Origin of the sequence: Leptospira soteropolitanensis (genome assembly GCF_026151655.1) — a bacterium.
GTDB classification, from domain to species: domain Bacteria; phylum Spirochaetota; class Leptospiria; order Leptospirales; family Leptospiraceae; genus Leptospira_A; species Leptospira_A soteropolitanensis.
In genome coordinates, this window is record NZ_JAMQPN010000004.1 from 145,093 (window position 1) to 160,643 (window position 15,551).

Sequence of the window (15,551 nt, forward strand, 5' to 3'; positions counted from 1 at the left end):
TTGCCAGTGGGAAATCCAACATTATTTAAGTTTAGTTTAAAATCTATTTTAGAGAAAATTGAATCTTATTTGATTCAATACGATAAGGAAGAGAAAATTCACATTCTGCTTTCCGGTGGAAATACGCCGCTTCCCATTTACAGAAAATTTGCAGATTTGAATGTTCCTTGGACAAAAGTTAATTTTTGGTTAGCTGATGAGCGATCTTATCCCAAGGGCCATTCGGATCGAAATGAAACGATGGTCAAAGAAGCTTTGGGATCTAGTATATTAAAGTTGTCAAAATTTCATTCTTTCTCTTCGGACAATCCAGGAGAAATGTTCAAAGAATATGAAACACACATAATGGATGTTTCTGTGTTTCATTTAGCAATTCTAGGTATTGGTGAAGATGGGCATACTGCAAGTTTATTTCCTGGAAATGATTTAGGAGAATCTGAATCGGCTCCAAATGCAATACCTGTTTTTAATTCAACGAAACCACCTTCTAGTAGAGTATCTCTTTCCATTAAAAGAATCAATCAATCCGATCATATTTTGTTTCTAGTTTCAGGGGACTCAAAACAAAGAATTGTAGATAGAGTTCTAAAGGGAGATGATCTTCCTGCAACAAAAGTGAAAGGATTGAAAACCACAGAAATATTATATTTAACGGAAAATCAATGAAGGTATTAGTTTTTGGTGGGTCAGGTTTTCTTGGATCTCATGTAGCAGACGCATTGAGCGATGCAGGTCATGAGGTAACTATTTTTGATTTGGTAAAATCTCCTTGGTTGCGTTCGGATCAGAAGTTTGTTTCTGGCGATCTATTGGATGAAAAGATTGTTTCCGAAATAGTATCTGGATTTGATATCGTTTACAATTTTGCAGCACTTGCAGATTTGAACCAAGCTTTAGATAAGCCAGTGGATACAATTCGTATCAATGTACTTGGAAATACTTATATTTTAGAAGCTTGTAGAAAACATAAGATCAAACGCTTCCTATACGCAAGTACTGTGTATGTATATAGCCGTGAAGGTGGATTCTACAGGTGCAGTAAACAAGCATCAGAAAGTTATATCGAGGAATACCAAAAGTCTTTTGGTTTGGATTTTACGATTCTAAGGTATGGGTCCTTGTATGGACCAAGATCTGATGATTCAAATGGTCTTTATCGTATTGTAAAATCTGCTTTAGAAACAGGTCGGATTACATATGAGGGGAGTGCTGACAGTTTAAGAGAATACATCCATGTGGAGGACGCAGCTCGGGCAAGTGTTGTTGCAATGGGAGATGAGTTTAAAAACCAAAGTGTTGTTTTAACAGGGCAAGAACCTATGAGAGTTATCGATCTACTTAAGATGCTCGCAGAAATCCTAGGAAGGCCCGATTCCGTAGAATTTTTAGAAGGTGATCAAGTAGGGCATTATGTGAGAACTCCTTATGCTTACCAACCAAAGTTAGGAAGAAAATACATTCCTCCCATGCATGTGGATCTTGGTCAGGGGTTACTGCAATTGATTGATGAAATCAAGAATTCGTCAAAATTAGGAAACTAAATTTGTTTTATTTCTTTTGGATCTAGATGATCGTAAATGATTAAACCTTGGCTATAATTAGTTTAAAAGAATTCAAACTCATCTTTTGGGATTTTGATGGAGTCATTAAAGATTCGGTCGATGTAAAAACAGATGCTTATCTTGCCTTGTTTCCAAAGGCACCTAAAAATATTTTAGAGCAAATTAAATCACACCATTTAGAATATGGAGGGATCTCTCGATTGGAGAAAATTCCGCTCTATTTGGATTGGGTTGGTATATATCCGACGGACCAGGTGATCAGTCAGTATTTAGATCAGTTTGCGAATTTAGTGGTTCAAAAAGTAATTTCTTCTCCTTGGGTTCCTGGGGTAGAACAATTGTTAAAGCAAAAGCTAGATCATCAAAAGTTTGTTATTGTTACCGGAACACCACAAAAAGAAATCGAAGAAATTTTACTTCAATTGGAAATTGTCTCACTCTTTGATCATATTTTCGGGGCACCCACGAAAAAACCGAATGCAATCCAGTGGACATTACAAAACCACTATATCCAAAAGGAAGACTCTATTTTAATCGGGGATAGTAAAACAGATTGGTTGGCTGCTAACGAAACGGGTATCCAGTTTCTCCTTCGGGAAACAAATAATAGTGATTTTTCAGTTCAATACTCAGGAAATAAATTAAAGGATTTTGTAGGTTTTATATGATCGTAGCATTGCTTCTCGGAAGAAAAGGTAGTATTGGTTTCCCAGGTAAAAATACATTTCCCATTATGGGAAAACCATTGGCCTGGTACCCAATGAATATTGCGAAACGGACCAAAGAGATCGATAAGGTCTATTTGTCTACTGACGATCCAGACCTAAAAAATTTGGCAATCGCAGAGGGGGTTGAGGTAATTGATCGGCCACCTCACCTTGCAACCAAAGAAGCATTAGGTGAACATGCTTATCAACATGGATTCTCGGTGATTCAGGAAAGGAATCCTGGGCAGACGATTGAATTAGTTGTATTACTCTTTTGTAATGCAGCCACAGTTACTTCTGATACTATATCTGAAGGCATTAAACAATTACGGGAAAATAAAGACGCAGATTCTGCGGTTACCGTATCAAAATACAATATGTGGTCACCACTGCGTGCTCGTAAAAAGGATACGAATGGTTTTCTTCAGCCATTCGTTCCCTTTGAAACTTTTGGAGACCCTAAAACTTTAAATTGTGATCGGGATTCGCAAGGAGATGTTTTATTTGCAGATATGGGAGTTTCCATTGTTCGTCCCAAAAATTTACTTCAATTGGAAGATGGAATGCTTCCGCAAAAGTGGATGGGACAGAAAATTTTACCTCTTTATCAAGAGGCCGGCTGCGATGTTGACTATGAATGGCAAATCCCAGTGGTCGAGTGGTGGTTAAAAAAATACGGTGAGTTTAGGTAACTTGTATGAAAGAAATTGATCCAAAAGTTTATAAGAAACATCACAGTTTCCAGGATTTTAAAAGTCATAAAATAGGAATCATAGATTACCAAAAGGGTAGAGCCGTTCGTGTCTTAAACGAATGGTCACAGGGAACTCTTGTAACTAACCATCCCGTTCAAGATAAGGAAAATTTTAAGGATACTTTAAATCGGGTTTTATCTGATTTAACCTCTACATCTGAGGAAGTTTTATTTAAAATTACTCCTTTTATCGCGGAGGAGATGTATACTTATAGTGATGAAGAACTTCTTCGTTTCTTCTATCATAGATACAGATATGATGTATTTCCGCAATTAGAGATGTTAGATCATTATCCTCCTTATTTGCAAATTGAACCATCTTCTATTTGCAATTATCGTTGTGTGTTCTGTTACCAAACAGATACCAATTTCTTTAAAAAAACAACCCCCGGTATGGGCCAAATGAGTTTGGAACTTTTTAAAGAGATTGTCGATCAAGCTTCAAATAATATAGAATTTCTTTCACTCGCTTCCCGAGGGGAACCTTTACTGGCAAAAGAAATAGAAGGGATGCTTATATATGCGAAAGGTAAATTTTTAAATCTGAAAGTAAATACCAATGCCTCTTTGTTAACAGAGTCAAAAGTTCATGCTCTACTTGCGGGTGGAGTAAAAACGGTAGTATTTTCCGCCGATGCTGCAGAGGAACCATTGTACAGTCAGCTACGAGTGAATGGTAAACTTGATAAGGTTCTGAAAAATATAGAAATGTTTCAAAATATAAGGCAGAAAGAATATTCTTCAGTTCCGATCATCACAAGAGTGTCAGGTGTAAAAGTAACTGAAAAACAGGATATGGATTCTATGGAGAAAGTTTGGGGGAATCTTGTAGACCAAGTAGCGTTTGTTAATTACAATCCTTGGGAAAATATCTACGAAGCAAAACCCAATGGACAAACAAAAGCTTGTTCGGATCTATTTCGTAGAATGTTTATCTGGCAAGACGGATTAACGAATCCATGTGATAGTGATTACCGATCGACTTTACAAATGGGGAAATTTCCGGAAAAATCCATATCGGAATTATGGCGAATGGAAAGATACGAGGGACTCCGTGCTGCTCATAAATCTGGAAATCGGCAAATTGTGAATCCTTGTAAAGGGTGTGCGGTAGTATAAAAATGCTAACGAAATATCGAAAACACATTGATGCCGTATATCGATTACGAGGTGAGTTGATTACTCGTCTAGGAAAGTTAAGATTAGATAAAAATGAACGGATAAATCGTTTTCCAGCGGATGTGTTAGAATTTTTAAAAAATAAAATCGATTCAGATTTAATAACTGCATATCCGGAAACAGAGCCTCTTTATTTGAAACTAAGTAAATATCATAATGCGAAACCAGAGAATTTTTTAATCACAACTGGTGCAGATGGTGGAATTCGGTATTGTTTTGATACATTTGTAAATGAGGGAGATGAAATTGTTTTTTTATCACCTACTTTTGCAATGGTAGATATATATGCAACTTTATGGAAAACGAATAAAAAGATAATTACCTATGCTAATGATCTATCTATCCAAGTTTATGATATTACTAGTTCAATTTCTGATAAAACTTCATTGGTAATCATCGCAAATCCTAATAGCCCTACCGGGAATTCACTCCCTTCCAATTCGATTCAACAAATTATAAGCAGAGCAAAGCAATTTAATGTTCCGATATTAATTGATGAAGCTTATTTTGGGTTTTCTGATACAACGGCCGAACCTTTTTTGAAAGAATATGATAATTTGATTATTGCCAGAACCTTTTCTAAGGCTTTTGGACTAGCGGGCTTAAGGATAGGCTATTTGTATTCTAATGAATCATTAATCTCAAAAATGTATAAATTTAGGCCAATGTATGAAGTGACATCTGTTTCGTTACTATTTGCCGATTATTTATTAGAAAATCCTGGCATAGTTACCGAATATATAAAGTCAACCAGGGATGGATTATCTTATCTGACTGGTGTTTTGGATCGATTAGGACTGTCTTATATACCAACTGATACAAATTTTATCCATGTAAATTTTGGCGGTAAAAAAGATTCTGCCGTAAAAATATTCGAAAAGAATTCTCTCTTAGTTAGGGGAGGTTTGCCCTTTAAGGGATATGAAAATTTCCTTAGATTAACTATTGGTCCCAAAGAGCAGATGATGATCCTTGAGAATAGTTTAAATGAAATTGTAGGCTCTTAACTGATGAGTGAAAGCATTAAATATACTTCAAAAAATATCGCAGAGTTCTATTCCAAGAATCGAATTAAATGGGATGATTTCTATAATTCGGAAAAGGCTATTTTTGAAAATTCTATAGTCGATAATAATATTTCTGTTTTAGACCTTGGGTGTGGTTGCGGAGGACTTGGGATAGCCCTTAAGGAAAGGTTTGGTGTGGAAGATTACACGGGAATCGATATTCAAAATGAAGCGATTGAACTTGGTAAGTCATTGCAACCTCATGCAAATCTTTATGTTGATGATATCTTCAATTTACAAAATGAAAGTATCAAATCTCGCAAATTTGATTTAGTCGTTTCATTGAGTTGTATCGATTGGAATTTAAATTTTGATCAAACTTTGGGATCCGCTTGGAATTTAGTTAAGGATGGTGGGGTTTTTATTTCTACATTTCGCCTAACGAATGCTTCTACAGTTGATGATATAAAGAAGTCATATCAGTATATTAATTTTGAAGGAAAATTTGAGGGAGAAATTGCGCCTTACGTAGTTTTAAATGTAAATGATTTGTTAGGCAAGTTAGCTTCTCTTGACCCCATTGAGTTAAAGGCAAACGGTTATTGGGGTCAACCTTCAAAATCTGCTAAAACTGTATATGAATCTTTATGTTTTTCGGCATTTGCTATTAGAAAGAAAAGGTTTAATGAGGGTTCAGACTTTGAGATGTCATTAAAGCTCCCTCTTGATTTATTTCGCTCCAATTGTACTTAGAATCAGGTTTTGAAAGTAAAAATTCTTCTATATCCTAAGTTTGGTTCAACAAATATCCAAGCACCCTGGCTTTATTTTGGATCTAACATCCAATTTTTCCAAATAGTTCAGTCGCAAACGAACTGGGTGGCACTTTCTCTAGCTGAGAGCATTCAATTTCAAAAAGAATATTTAATTCCGAAAGTTTTAAAGTTTGTTAAAGAACTTGGATTGCTAAATAAAAATTCGTTGTCCTGGGAAATGACCCAACTTGCGGGCAGGAATAACTTAGAGAGTCCTTTTTTTCTATCTGTTGTACAATTATCCGCAATCATTCAATTTATATTAAAGTATAACGTTGAATCTACTAATGAACTCGTCGTTGTTTGTGAGGATTGTTTTTTAGCAAAATCACTTAGCCAGTCACTTAAAACAAAGAAAGTAAAAGTTGGTTTTCCTTTCTTTGCTTACTTCTTGGATCAGTTGTTTGAAGTTGTATATTCGATTGCCTATTTTTTATTTCAATTAGGTAGACAAGTCAGAAATCAATTCAAGTATTCTTGGCAGGCCAAGTTAACTAGAAATCAAAAGAGAGATTTTTCGAATGATAAAGAAGTATTGTTATTTCACCTTTGTTTAACGGAAAAGAATATACTTTCTGATGGCAAACTTACATGTAATTACTTTACGAGTCTTCTTGATTATTTAGAAAGCAAAGGAAAAAACATTGTAAGGATTCCGTGGCTTTTTTCAGTAAAAAGAATTCCTCTTCAAGTGACATTTGCGAAACTTCGTGAAAGTGGTTCCTGGATTCCAGAAGATTATTTAGGCTTATTTGATTATCTTTCTTCGTTTATGCGTAGTATCTTTTCAAGTTTTAGTTTGTTAAAAAGAACAAAATTTGATGGTTTGAATGTTACTGCTTTACTTGATCGAGAGTTTTGGTTACATTTTCGCTCTTCGCCAAATTTAAATTCTTTTTATAAATATTACTTTGCACTTAAAGAGTCGTTTCCTAGCGCAAAACTTATACGTTCGTACGATCATTTTGAGAATATGCCTTTTGAGAAGGTGATACCCTTTTATTTCAGATCGCAAAAAGGTTTGGATTTTTTGCAAATAGGATACCATCATAGTTTAGTATCAAATGATTTTTGGGGTTACCATCTATTTGAGGGAGAAGAATATTATAAACATTTCCCCGATTTTATCATAACAAATGGATCAATTGAAACTTCTAGATACCTACAAAAGCCAATTGATAAGAAACGAATTATTAGTGGTCCATCGTTACGTCAGAAATTTGCCTCACAGGAAGGATTGTTACATAAGAGAAAGGAACAACTTGCGATTCTTCTGTCTATGGATATTGGAGCAAGTGTTGAAATCCTAACTTATTTTTCCAAATTAGACTCCTACTTTGTAGAGAAAGGAATTCAGGTTATCTTAAGAACACATCCTTTATTGCCAATGGAAGTTTTGGAAAAAAAGATTGCGAATTTGAAGATTCCTGAACATTGGAAAGTTTCAAAACGAGACTTATATGATGATCTATTCGAGAGTAAGTTTGCTGCAGTAATGGCTTCCGCTAGTATCATTGATGCTGTTCTTGCTGGCTGTATTCCCATTCCTGTGCGTCGATTATTGGATTTTGATTGGAATGGACTCGATTTTCTTTCAGAAAAACATAGAATACTACATTCAGTAAGCGGTGAAAAATTAAAGGATCATTTTTTATATTTAGATTCTATGAATCCTGTTGATCTAGAGAAAGAAATTAAGGCTGTATTGAATAGTTTGTATACAGGGATTAATACCGACGAAAAAAAATTAAAGGATATGTTTCTTATATAATTTTATTTTAAGAAAGTTTTATGATAACAAAATCAACATTCAAAGATAAGAAAGTCATTGTTACTGGGCATACAGGTTTTAAAGGATCTTGGTTAAGCTTGTGGTTGCTTAGTCTCGGTGCAAAGGTTGTTGGCGTTTCCAATGGGATACCAACTAACCCATCTAATTTTGAAGCATTAAATTTAACAAAAGATATATTGGATATTCGAATTGACATCAGGGATTCAGTTGCATTAAAAAATGTAATTTTGCAGGAAAAACCTGATTTTTTGTTTCACCTGGCAGCTCAGCCTTTAGTTAGATTATCTTACAGTGATCCGCTATTAACCTATTCCTCGAATGTTATGGGTACCGCGAATGTACTCGAAGCTTTGAGAGAGTATGATAAACCTTGTAATGTAGTAATGATCACAAGTGACAAAGCATATGACAACGTGGAATGGATTTGGGGATATCGTGAAAACGATGCTTTGGGCGGTGCTGATCCTTATAGCGCTTCTAAGGGCGCCGCAGAATTAGTAATTAAGTCTTACATTAAATCTTTTTTTTCAGGTAAGGATTCGAATATTAAAATAGGTATCGCTAGGGCAGGAAATGTAATAGGTGGTGGTGATTGGGCTCTCGATCGAATTGTTCCTGATGTCGTGACTGCGTGGTCGAAAGGTGAGGTTGTTCAACTTAGAAATCCTAATGCAACTAGACCCTGGCAACATGTTTTAGAACCATTAAGTGGTTATTTAAATTTAGCAATTGCTTTAGCATCTGATGAAAAGGTTCATGGTGAGGCTTTTAATTTTGGTCCTCCAGCAGAGAATAATCATTCGGTAATCGAACTAGTAAGGGAGATGAGTCAATATTGGGAGCAAGTTGAATTTCAGGATATATCGACTGTTTATCGTGGACCATATGAATCCGGGTTGTTGAAGTTAAACTGTGATAAAGCTCTCTTTTATTTCGGATGGAAGGCTACTTGGGATTTTACTACAACGATAAAAATGACGTCCCAAGGATATAAAAGTTTTATCGAGGACAAAGGTAATGTAAGCGATTTTTTCTTAAGGCAAATTAGAGAGTATTGTGATAATGCTATGAGTAAAAGTATTCCTTGGGTTACTTCTCTATGATTTTTAAAGATTTTGAAGAAATGCAGGATATTACTGTAACTTCCTTAAGTATAATTAAAGGCTTAAAGGGAGACGTAAGACATGCGATGAAAAAAAGTGATTCAAGTTTCACTGGTTTTGGTGAGGCATATTTCTCTACTATAAAAAATGGAGAAATTAAAGGATGGAAGAGGCACAATCAGGCAACATTAAATTTAGTATTGGCTTTTGGAGAAGTGGTTCTTTTTGCTTATGATGATAGACCTACATCTAAGTCATATGGATTTCTAGCAAAGATTGTTATTTCATTAGGAAATTATAAAAGGCTTACGATTGGACCTGGACTTTGGGTAGCTTTCTCTGGATCAGAGGAATTGAGTGCGATTCTTAATATATGCGATTTAGAACATGATCCTTCGGAAGCGGATAACAGAGAAATTGGCGATGAACTATTGCCTGATTTAAGGAGATTTATTTGAAAACTATCATTCTTGCTGGCGGATTTGGAACTCGACTTGCTGAATATACCGATGTAATTCCGAAACCAATGGTTACTATCGGAAATAAGCCGATGTTATGGCACATTATGAAGTCATATTCCTTTCACGGGTATAAGGACTTTGTTCTTGCCTTAGGATATAAGGCTGAATTAGTAAAGGATTATTTTTTAAATTATTATAAGTTAAGTTCTGATTTTACAGTAAATTTGAAGAATGGAGAAATCGATTTTTTAAATATTTCTGAAGCTTTAGATTGGAAGGTAACATTAGTTGATACAGGTCTTAAGACACTGACAGGCGGAAGGGTCAAAAGGTTAAAGGAATATATTGGAAATCAAACATTTATGTTAACTTATGGAGATGGGTTATCAAATGTTAATATTGCAGAACTTGTTAAATTTCATAAAAGCCACGGTAAAATGGTAACAGTAACGGCTGTCCATCCCAGCGCTCGGTTTGGTGAACTGGAGATTCACGATTCGCTTGTTAAGAGTTTTCAGGAAAAACCACAAACAAATCAAGGATGGATCAATGGTGGATATTTTGTAATAAATCCGGATTTTTTTGATTTAATTGAAGGAGATCAAACTCTTTTAGAAAAAGATCCACTTGAATTGGCAGCAAAAAAAGGCGAATTAATGGCCTTCCAGCATGACGGATTTTGGCAATGTATGGACACAAAACGCGATCGCGATTACCTAGAAGAACTATGGAAAGCAGGGGCACCATGGATAAAAACATAGGTGTTCCTTTTGTATCGGTAGTTATACCAACGTATAACAGAGCTTTTGAAATAAAGAAAGCTATCCAATCGGTAATTGCGCAAGATTATAACAACTGGGAGCTTGTCATTGTAGATAATAATTCAACTGATCAAACGGATTCTGTTATTAAAGAATTTGATGAAAAAAGAATCAGAATTCTAAAAATTAACAATAACGGGTCAATTGGTAAATCCAGAAATTTAGGTATTAAAAATTCTAAAGGTGATTGGATAGCTTTTCTGGATTCTGATGATTGGTGGTATCCTACAAAATTGTCCGATTCTTTAAAAGAGATAAGTGATGCTACGGATATCATATATCATGATTTAGATATTGTTGAAAGTAGAGACTCGGACAAAAAAGCTCCAAGTGTAATTAAAGGTAAAGTGTTGAATTCACCAATTTTAAGAAATTTGTTGGTTGGTGGAAATGTAATCGCGAATTCATCAGTAATGGTGAGAAAAAGTATCCTTGAAAAGATAGGATATATAAGCGAGGATATGAATATTAATCCATCGGTAGATTACAACACTTGGCTAAAAGTTGCCAGCGTTACCGAAAAATTTAAATATTTACCAAAAAGTTTAGGTGCCTATTTGATTCATCCTGGCGGCGAATCACAGAGGGATATGTCTGTTTCGATACGATATGCTATGGATCAGTTCTTAGAAACTCTTAGTGATAAAGATCGGAAAATTGTAGAGCGAAATATACGTTATGTTCACGCAAGATACTTGTTTAAAAAAGAAAAATATGCTGATTCCATCATTGCTTTAAAAAAATGTTTTTCGCTCGGTAACTTTGCGATGACTTTAAAGGTAACCATTATGTTGTTACTTGCTACATTAAGAAAGTAACTAAAACAATTTACTTTATTGAAATTCATGAATCTTGCAATTGAAGCTTCGAATATAGTCGATGGAGGTGGCCTCAATCATCTTCGTGAACTTTTGAATCAACCTGAGATTGCCACGAAAGAAATTTCAAAAATCGTTATATGGTCAAGCGAAAATACCTTAAAACTCATTCCTGACTCTACTATAGTAATCAAAAAAACAAATCCATTTTTAAATTCAGGTAAACTAAAAAGATTTATCTGGCAGCTCCTTTATTCTAAGGATGAATTTAAAGAGAATGCAATTGACCTTGTTTTTGTTCCAGGTGGAATTTTTTTAGGAAGTTATTCTGTTCCTGTCATATCAATGAGTCAAAATATGCTGTTATATGAATGGCGAGAAATGGCTAGGTATGGTTTTTCTTCAGGTTTTTTAAGGTTATTTTTTCTTTTTTTCCTCCAATCTTATAGCTTTATCAGATCTAAATCGATTTTGTTTCTGACCGAATATGCAAAGAACACAATCACCAAAAAGTTACGGCTAAACCCGGATAAATCTGTTGTGATACCCCACGGAATCAATGATAGGTTTTCAGAATCTGCGCATAAACCAAAAACATTGGCTAAAAAGGATAGTTTTGATTTGTTGTATGTTTCCTTTATTGGAATGTACAAACACCAATGGAAAGTCGTAGAAGCTATTTCCTCTCTTCGCGATATGGGTTATGATCTAAAACTGACTCTCGTGGGAAATGTGGTGGATACAATGGCTGGGAATCTACTCAAGGCATCTTTAGAAAAGTATGATCCAAAAAGAGAATTTGTAAATCATAAGTTAAACATTGGCTATGAAGAGATTCATAAGGAATACAAAGATGCCGATCTATTTATTTATGCATCTTCTTGTGAAAACATGCCAATGATTCTCATGGAAGCCATGAGGTCGTCTCTTCCGATTTTGAGTTCAAAGATGGGCCCCATGCCAGAAATTTTAGGGGAAGCTGGGGAATATTTTGACCCGACAAATGCTACGGATTTAGTAAAAAAAATAGATTTAGTTTTGAAGAGCAAGGAAAGACTGGGCGAGATGGCAGAAATAGCATACCAGAAATCACTTGCTTTTACTTGGAAAAACACACAAAAACTTACGTTCTCATATTTTATGAAAGTATATAGAGAATTTTAACAAAGAGGATTCCCGCTTGTTTAATAATAAAACACTACTCATTACAGGTGGAACTGGTTCTTTCGGGAAAGCAGTTCTCAATCGATTTTTAAGTTCAGAGATTAAAGAGATCCGGATTTTTAGTCGCGATGAAAAAAAACAGGATGATCTACGAAAGAAATACAATAATCCCAAGATTAAGTTTTTTTTAGGAGACGTGCGAGATGCATCTTCTTTGACAGGTGCTTTTTCAGGGGTAGATTATATTTTTCATGCAGCTGCTTTGAAGCAGGTTCCATCCTGTGAATTTTTCCCTATGGAAGCATTTAAAACAAATGTGATGGGAACAGAAAATGTTTTGCAGGTAGCCTATGATCTTGGTGTCAAAAAGGTAATTTGTTTAAGCACAGATAAGGCAGTTTACCCCATTAATGCTATGGGAATTTCGAAGGCCATGATGGAAAAAGTAATGGTGGCTAAAACAAGAAATTTCGATGAAGCTCGTATGATTGTTTGTGGAACCAGGTATGGAAATGTGATGGCATCTCGTGGTTCTGTGATCCCGCTTTTTATCGACCAACTTTTAAAGAAACAGGCATTTACGATAACCGATCCGAATATGACTCGCTTTATGATGACTTTGGATGACGCTGTCGAACTTGTCTTATATGCATTTGAAAACGGAAACAATGGAGATATCTTTGTTCAAAAATCTCCGGCAGCGACAATAGAAATTTTAGCAAAAGCAATCCTTGATCTTTTTAACAAAAAAGATCATCCCATAAAAACAATTGGCACAAGACATGGTGAAAAATTGTATGAAACACTTCTTAGTCGGGAAGAAATCACTTCTGCAGAAGACATGGGCGATTATTTCAGAGTTCCTCCTGATCTACGGGATTTGAACTACGATAAATTCGTAGAGAAGGGGGAAGGAAAAATTTCCATCACGGAAGATTATAATTCTCATAACACAAACAGACTCAATTTGGAAGAAATGAAAGCTCTATTACTAAAACTTTCGTTTATACGAGACATTCTGGATGGGAAAGAGGCGGAAACTTGGGATTAAGCTTTTTTTCGTTATGATTTCGAAACTAAATTTTGCTAAATGTCCCTAGGATTAACTATTTAAATGAAAATACTCATTACAGGAGCGGATGGATTTGTTGCATCAAACCTTCGTATCCATATATCTCAAAATAAGAATCATGAGATACTGTTGCACAATAAAAAAACAACAGAAAGTGAGTTATATGATTTTTTAGGAAGGGCAGATTTTATTTTTCATTTAGCGGGCGTGAATCGACCTTTATCAGAGAATGAATTTAACATCGGCAACGCTGATTTAACAAAACAAATTGTTAGTCACTTGGAGGACTTGAACAAAAGAACCCCCATAGTTTTTTCCTCTTCGATTCAAGCATTACTTACAAATCCGTATGGAATTTCAAAGAAACAAGGTGAAGACTTTATTTTAGAGTATAGTAAAAGGACATGCGCATCGGTTTACATCTACCGGTTACCCAATTTGTTTGGGAAATTTTCAAAACCAAATTATAACTCTGTTGTAGCAACCTTCTGTTATAATGTTTCAAGGTCCTTACCAATTGTTGTCAATGACAGAGATAAAGAGTTGAATCTTTGTTTTGTTGATGATTTGGTTGCTAGTTTTCTAGATGTTTTGGAAAATAAGTTAGTTACTGGGTTTGTTGAAGTGACACCAATTTATAACGTCACACTTGGGACATTGGCAGATTTAATAACAAGCTTTCGAGACAATAGGGAAAAATTATTGATCGAAAACGTAGGCCAAGGATTCATTAGGGCTTTATATTCGACCTATGTTAGCTTTTTACCGATATCCTCCTGTAGTTATTCTATACCTAAATATGAAGATCCAAGAGGTTCATTTGTTGAGATGTTGAAAACAAAAGAATCTGGCCAGTTTTCTTTTTTTTCAGCATTACCAGGTGTTACACGGGGAAGACATTATCATCATACCAAAACTGAAAAGTTTTTAATTATTAGAGGTAAGGCGCTGTTTCGTTTCCAGCATCTGATTACAAAGGAATATTATGAGTTAGTGGTAACTGACAAGGAGCCAACAATAGTTGATACGATTCCAGGTTGGACCCATGATATAACGAATATAGGTGAAAATGAATTGATCGTTATGCTTTGGGCAAACGAAGTTTTTAATCGGGAACTACCAGATACCATTTCGGCTGAAATAACAAAATGAAAAAGTTAAAAGTTTTTACTGTCATTGGCACAAGGCCTGAAATCATTCGACTTTCGAGAGTAATGATTGCCCTCGATGAAGTATGTGATCACAAAATCATTCATACTGGACAAAATTATGATTTTGAGCTGAATGAAATTTTTTTCCAAGACTTGGGAATCCGAAAACCTGATTATTTTTTGGATGCAGCGGGTGGCACTGGAGCAGAAACTATTGGAAAGATCATTATTCGTTTTGACGAATTATTGTCTAAAGAGACTCCTGATGCTCTACTTGTTCTCGGTGATACCAATAGTTGTCTTTCTGTAATTCCTGCGAAACGACGTAAAATACCCATTTTCCATATGGAAGCAGGAAATCGTTGTTTTGACTTACGCGTTCCGGAAGAAATCAATCGTCGCATTGTTGATCATACATCGGACATCAACTTAACATATAGTTCCATCGCCCGGGAATATTTATTACGCGAAGGTTTACCACCAGACCAGGTAATCAAAACCGGAAGTCCGATGTATGAAGTTTTGAACCATTATAAGAATGAAATTCATTCTTCAAAAATTTTGGAACAGTTGAATTTAAAAAGTAATGAGTATTTTCTGGTCTCTGCACACAGAGAGGAAAATATTGATTCCGAACCAAACTTTCGTTCGTTAGTTGATACCTTAAATACCATTGCAGAGAGTTATTCTCTACCTGTGATTGTATCAACTCATCCACGAACGCAGAAAAAAATAGATCATTTCGGGATTCAATTTCACAAAAATATTTTGTTATTAAAACCATTAGGTTTTATGGACTATAATAAACTTCAAATTGAATCAAAAGTAGTTCTCTCTGATAGTGGAACCATTACCGAAGAATCATCCATATTGAAATTTTCTGCTTTAAATATTCGAGAAGCTCATGAAAGGCCAGAAGGAATGGAAGAGGCTGCTGTTATGATGGTGGGCCTAAATAAAGAACGGATCCTTCAGGCGCTGTCATTGTTAGAAATGCAAGGTAAAGACTTCTTAAATCAGTCAAGACTTGTGGAAGATTATTCCATGCCCAATGTTTCCGCAAAGGTCATTCGTATTATATTAAGTTATACTGATTATGTGAACCGAATTGTTTGGAAACGATACTAATTACCTCGCTTATTAAT

General features: G+C 35.2%; 16 protein-coding genes. All 16 read left to right on the forward strand.

What is annotated here, in order from left to right; translation table 11 throughout:
* Window positions 1-6 precede the first annotated feature (6 nt).
* The 16 genes from pgl (at window position 7) to wecB (ending at window position 15,534) form a co-directional block, all read left to right on the forward strand.
* A complete protein-coding gene (pgl, locus tag ND811_RS10945; RefSeq protein WP_265352083.1) occupies window positions 7-666 on the forward strand; it encodes a 6-phosphogluconolactonase in 660 nt (219 codons plus the stop codon).
* Window positions 663-1,541 carry an NAD-dependent epimerase/dehydratase family protein gene (locus ND811_RS10950; RefSeq protein ID WP_265352082.1) on the forward strand — a complete coding sequence of 293 codons (879 nt, stop codon included), beginning with the start codon at window positions 663-665 and terminating at the stop codon, window positions 1,539-1,541. Before pgl ends, ND811_RS10950 begins: the two co-directional genes overlap by 4 nt.
* 47 nt (window positions 1,542-1,588) lie before the next feature.
* A complete protein-coding gene (locus ND811_RS10955) occupies window positions 1,589-2,230 on the forward strand; it encodes an HAD family hydrolase (RefSeq protein ID WP_265352081.1) in 642 nt (213 codons plus the stop codon).
* Window positions 2,227-2,961: an acylneuraminate cytidylyltransferase family protein gene (locus tag ND811_RS10960; RefSeq protein WP_265352080.1), complete on the forward strand. Its 735-nt coding sequence runs from the start codon at window positions 2,227-2,229 to the stop codon at window positions 2,959-2,961. The genes ND811_RS10955 and ND811_RS10960 overlap by 4 nt, the downstream gene beginning before the upstream one ends.
* Before the next feature lie 5 nt (window positions 2,962-2,966).
* A complete protein-coding gene (locus ND811_RS10965; protein ID WP_265352079.1) occupies window positions 2,967-4,142 on the forward strand; it encodes a radical SAM/SPASM domain-containing protein in 1,176 nt (391 codons plus the stop codon).
* Window positions 4,143-4,198: 56 nt separating this feature from the next.
* Entirely contained in the window at window positions 4,199-5,209 is a 1,011-nt protein-coding gene (locus ND811_RS10970) for a pyridoxal phosphate-dependent aminotransferase (RefSeq protein WP_265352078.1), read from the forward strand.
* 3 nt (window positions 5,210-5,212) lie between these two features.
* Complete coding sequence (locus tag ND811_RS10975; RefSeq protein WP_265352077.1) at window positions 5,213-5,962, forward strand: class I SAM-dependent methyltransferase; 750 nt, start codon at window positions 5,213-5,215, stop codon at window positions 5,960-5,962.
* 9 nt (window positions 5,963-5,971) lie between these two features.
* Complete coding sequence (locus tag ND811_RS10980; protein ID WP_265352076.1) at window positions 5,972-7,795, forward strand: hypothetical protein; 1,824 nt, start codon at window positions 5,972-5,974, stop codon at window positions 7,793-7,795.
* Window positions 7,796-7,818: 23 nt separating this feature from the next.
* Window positions 7,819-8,919 carry a CDP-glucose 4,6-dehydratase gene (gene rfbG, locus ND811_RS10985; protein ID WP_265352209.1) on the forward strand — a complete coding sequence of 367 codons (1,101 nt, stop codon included), beginning with the start codon at window positions 7,819-7,821 and terminating at the stop codon, window positions 8,917-8,919.
* Window positions 8,916-9,377, forward strand: coding sequence for a dTDP-4-dehydrorhamnose 3,5-epimerase family protein (locus ND811_RS10990; RefSeq protein WP_265352075.1), 462 nt, complete (start codon window positions 8,916-8,918; stop codon window positions 9,375-9,377). The genes rfbG and ND811_RS10990 overlap by 4 nt, the downstream gene beginning before the upstream one ends.
* On the forward strand, window positions 9,374-10,141 hold the full coding sequence (gene rfbF, locus ND811_RS10995) for a glucose-1-phosphate cytidylyltransferase (protein WP_265352074.1): 768 nt from the start codon (window positions 9,374-9,376) through the stop codon (window positions 10,139-10,141). The genes ND811_RS10990 and rfbF overlap by 4 nt, the downstream gene beginning before the upstream one ends.
* Window positions 10,126-11,019, forward strand: a complete 894-nt coding sequence (locus ND811_RS11000) for a glycosyltransferase family 2 protein (protein WP_265352073.1) — start codon at window positions 10,126-10,128, stop codon at window positions 11,017-11,019. Before rfbF ends, ND811_RS11000 begins: the two co-directional genes overlap by 16 nt.
* Before the next feature lie 27 nt (window positions 11,020-11,046).
* Window positions 11,047-12,183 (forward strand): glycosyltransferase, encoded by a 1,137-nt coding sequence (locus ND811_RS11005; RefSeq protein ID WP_265352072.1) that lies wholly within the window; start codon window positions 11,047-11,049, stop codon window positions 12,181-12,183.
* 16 nt (window positions 12,184-12,199) lie between these two features.
* Complete coding sequence (locus ND811_RS11010) at window positions 12,200-13,234, forward strand: polysaccharide biosynthesis protein (RefSeq protein ID WP_265352071.1); 1,035 nt, start codon at window positions 12,200-12,202, stop codon at window positions 13,232-13,234.
* A 63-nt stretch (window positions 13,235-13,297) separates the two neighbouring features.
* Window positions 13,298-14,407 (forward strand): UDP-2-acetamido-2,6-beta-L-arabino-hexul-4-ose reductase, encoded by a 1,110-nt coding sequence (gene wbjC / locus ND811_RS11015; RefSeq protein WP_265352070.1) that lies wholly within the window; start codon window positions 13,298-13,300, stop codon window positions 14,405-14,407.
* Entirely contained in the window at window positions 14,404-15,534 is a 1,131-nt protein-coding gene (gene wecB, locus ND811_RS11020; RefSeq protein WP_265352069.1) for a non-hydrolyzing UDP-N-acetylglucosamine 2-epimerase, read from the forward strand. Before wbjC ends, wecB begins: the two co-directional genes overlap by 4 nt.
* The last annotated feature ends 17 nt before the right edge of the window (window positions 15,535-15,551 follow it).

Excerpts from the sequence above, each read along its gene's own strand:
- ND811_RS10950 (WP_265352082.1), top strand. The coding sequence starts at position 663 with ATGAAGGTATTAGTTTTTGGTGGGTCAGGTTTTCTTGGATCTCATGTA.
- ND811_RS10960 (WP_265352080.1), top strand. The coding sequence starts at position 2,227 with ATGATCGTAGCATTGCTTCTCGGAAGAAAAGGTAGTATTGGTTTCCCA.
- ND811_RS10965 (WP_265352079.1), top strand. The coding sequence starts at position 2,967 with ATGAAAGAAATTGATCCAAAAGTTTATAAGAAACATCACAGTTTCCAG.
- ND811_RS10975 (WP_265352077.1), top strand. The coding sequence starts at position 5,213 with ATGAGTGAAAGCATTAAATATACTTCAAAAAATATCGCAGAGTTCTAT.
- ND811_RS10990 (WP_265352075.1), top strand. The coding sequence starts at position 8,916 with ATGATTTTTAAAGATTTTGAAGAAATGCAGGATATTACTGTAACTTCC.
- ND811_RS11000 (WP_265352073.1), top strand. The coding sequence starts at position 10,126 with ATGGATAAAAACATAGGTGTTCCTTTTGTATCGGTAGTTATACCAACG.
- ND811_RS11005 (WP_265352072.1), top strand. The coding sequence starts at position 11,047 with ATGAATCTTGCAATTGAAGCTTCGAATATAGTCGATGGAGGTGGCCTC.
- wbjC (WP_265352070.1), top strand. The coding sequence starts at position 13,298 with ATGAAAATACTCATTACAGGAGCGGATGGATTTGTTGCATCAAACCTT.
- wecB (WP_265352069.1), top strand. The coding sequence starts at position 14,404 with ATGAAAAAGTTAAAAGTTTTTACTGTCATTGGCACAAGGCCTGAAATC.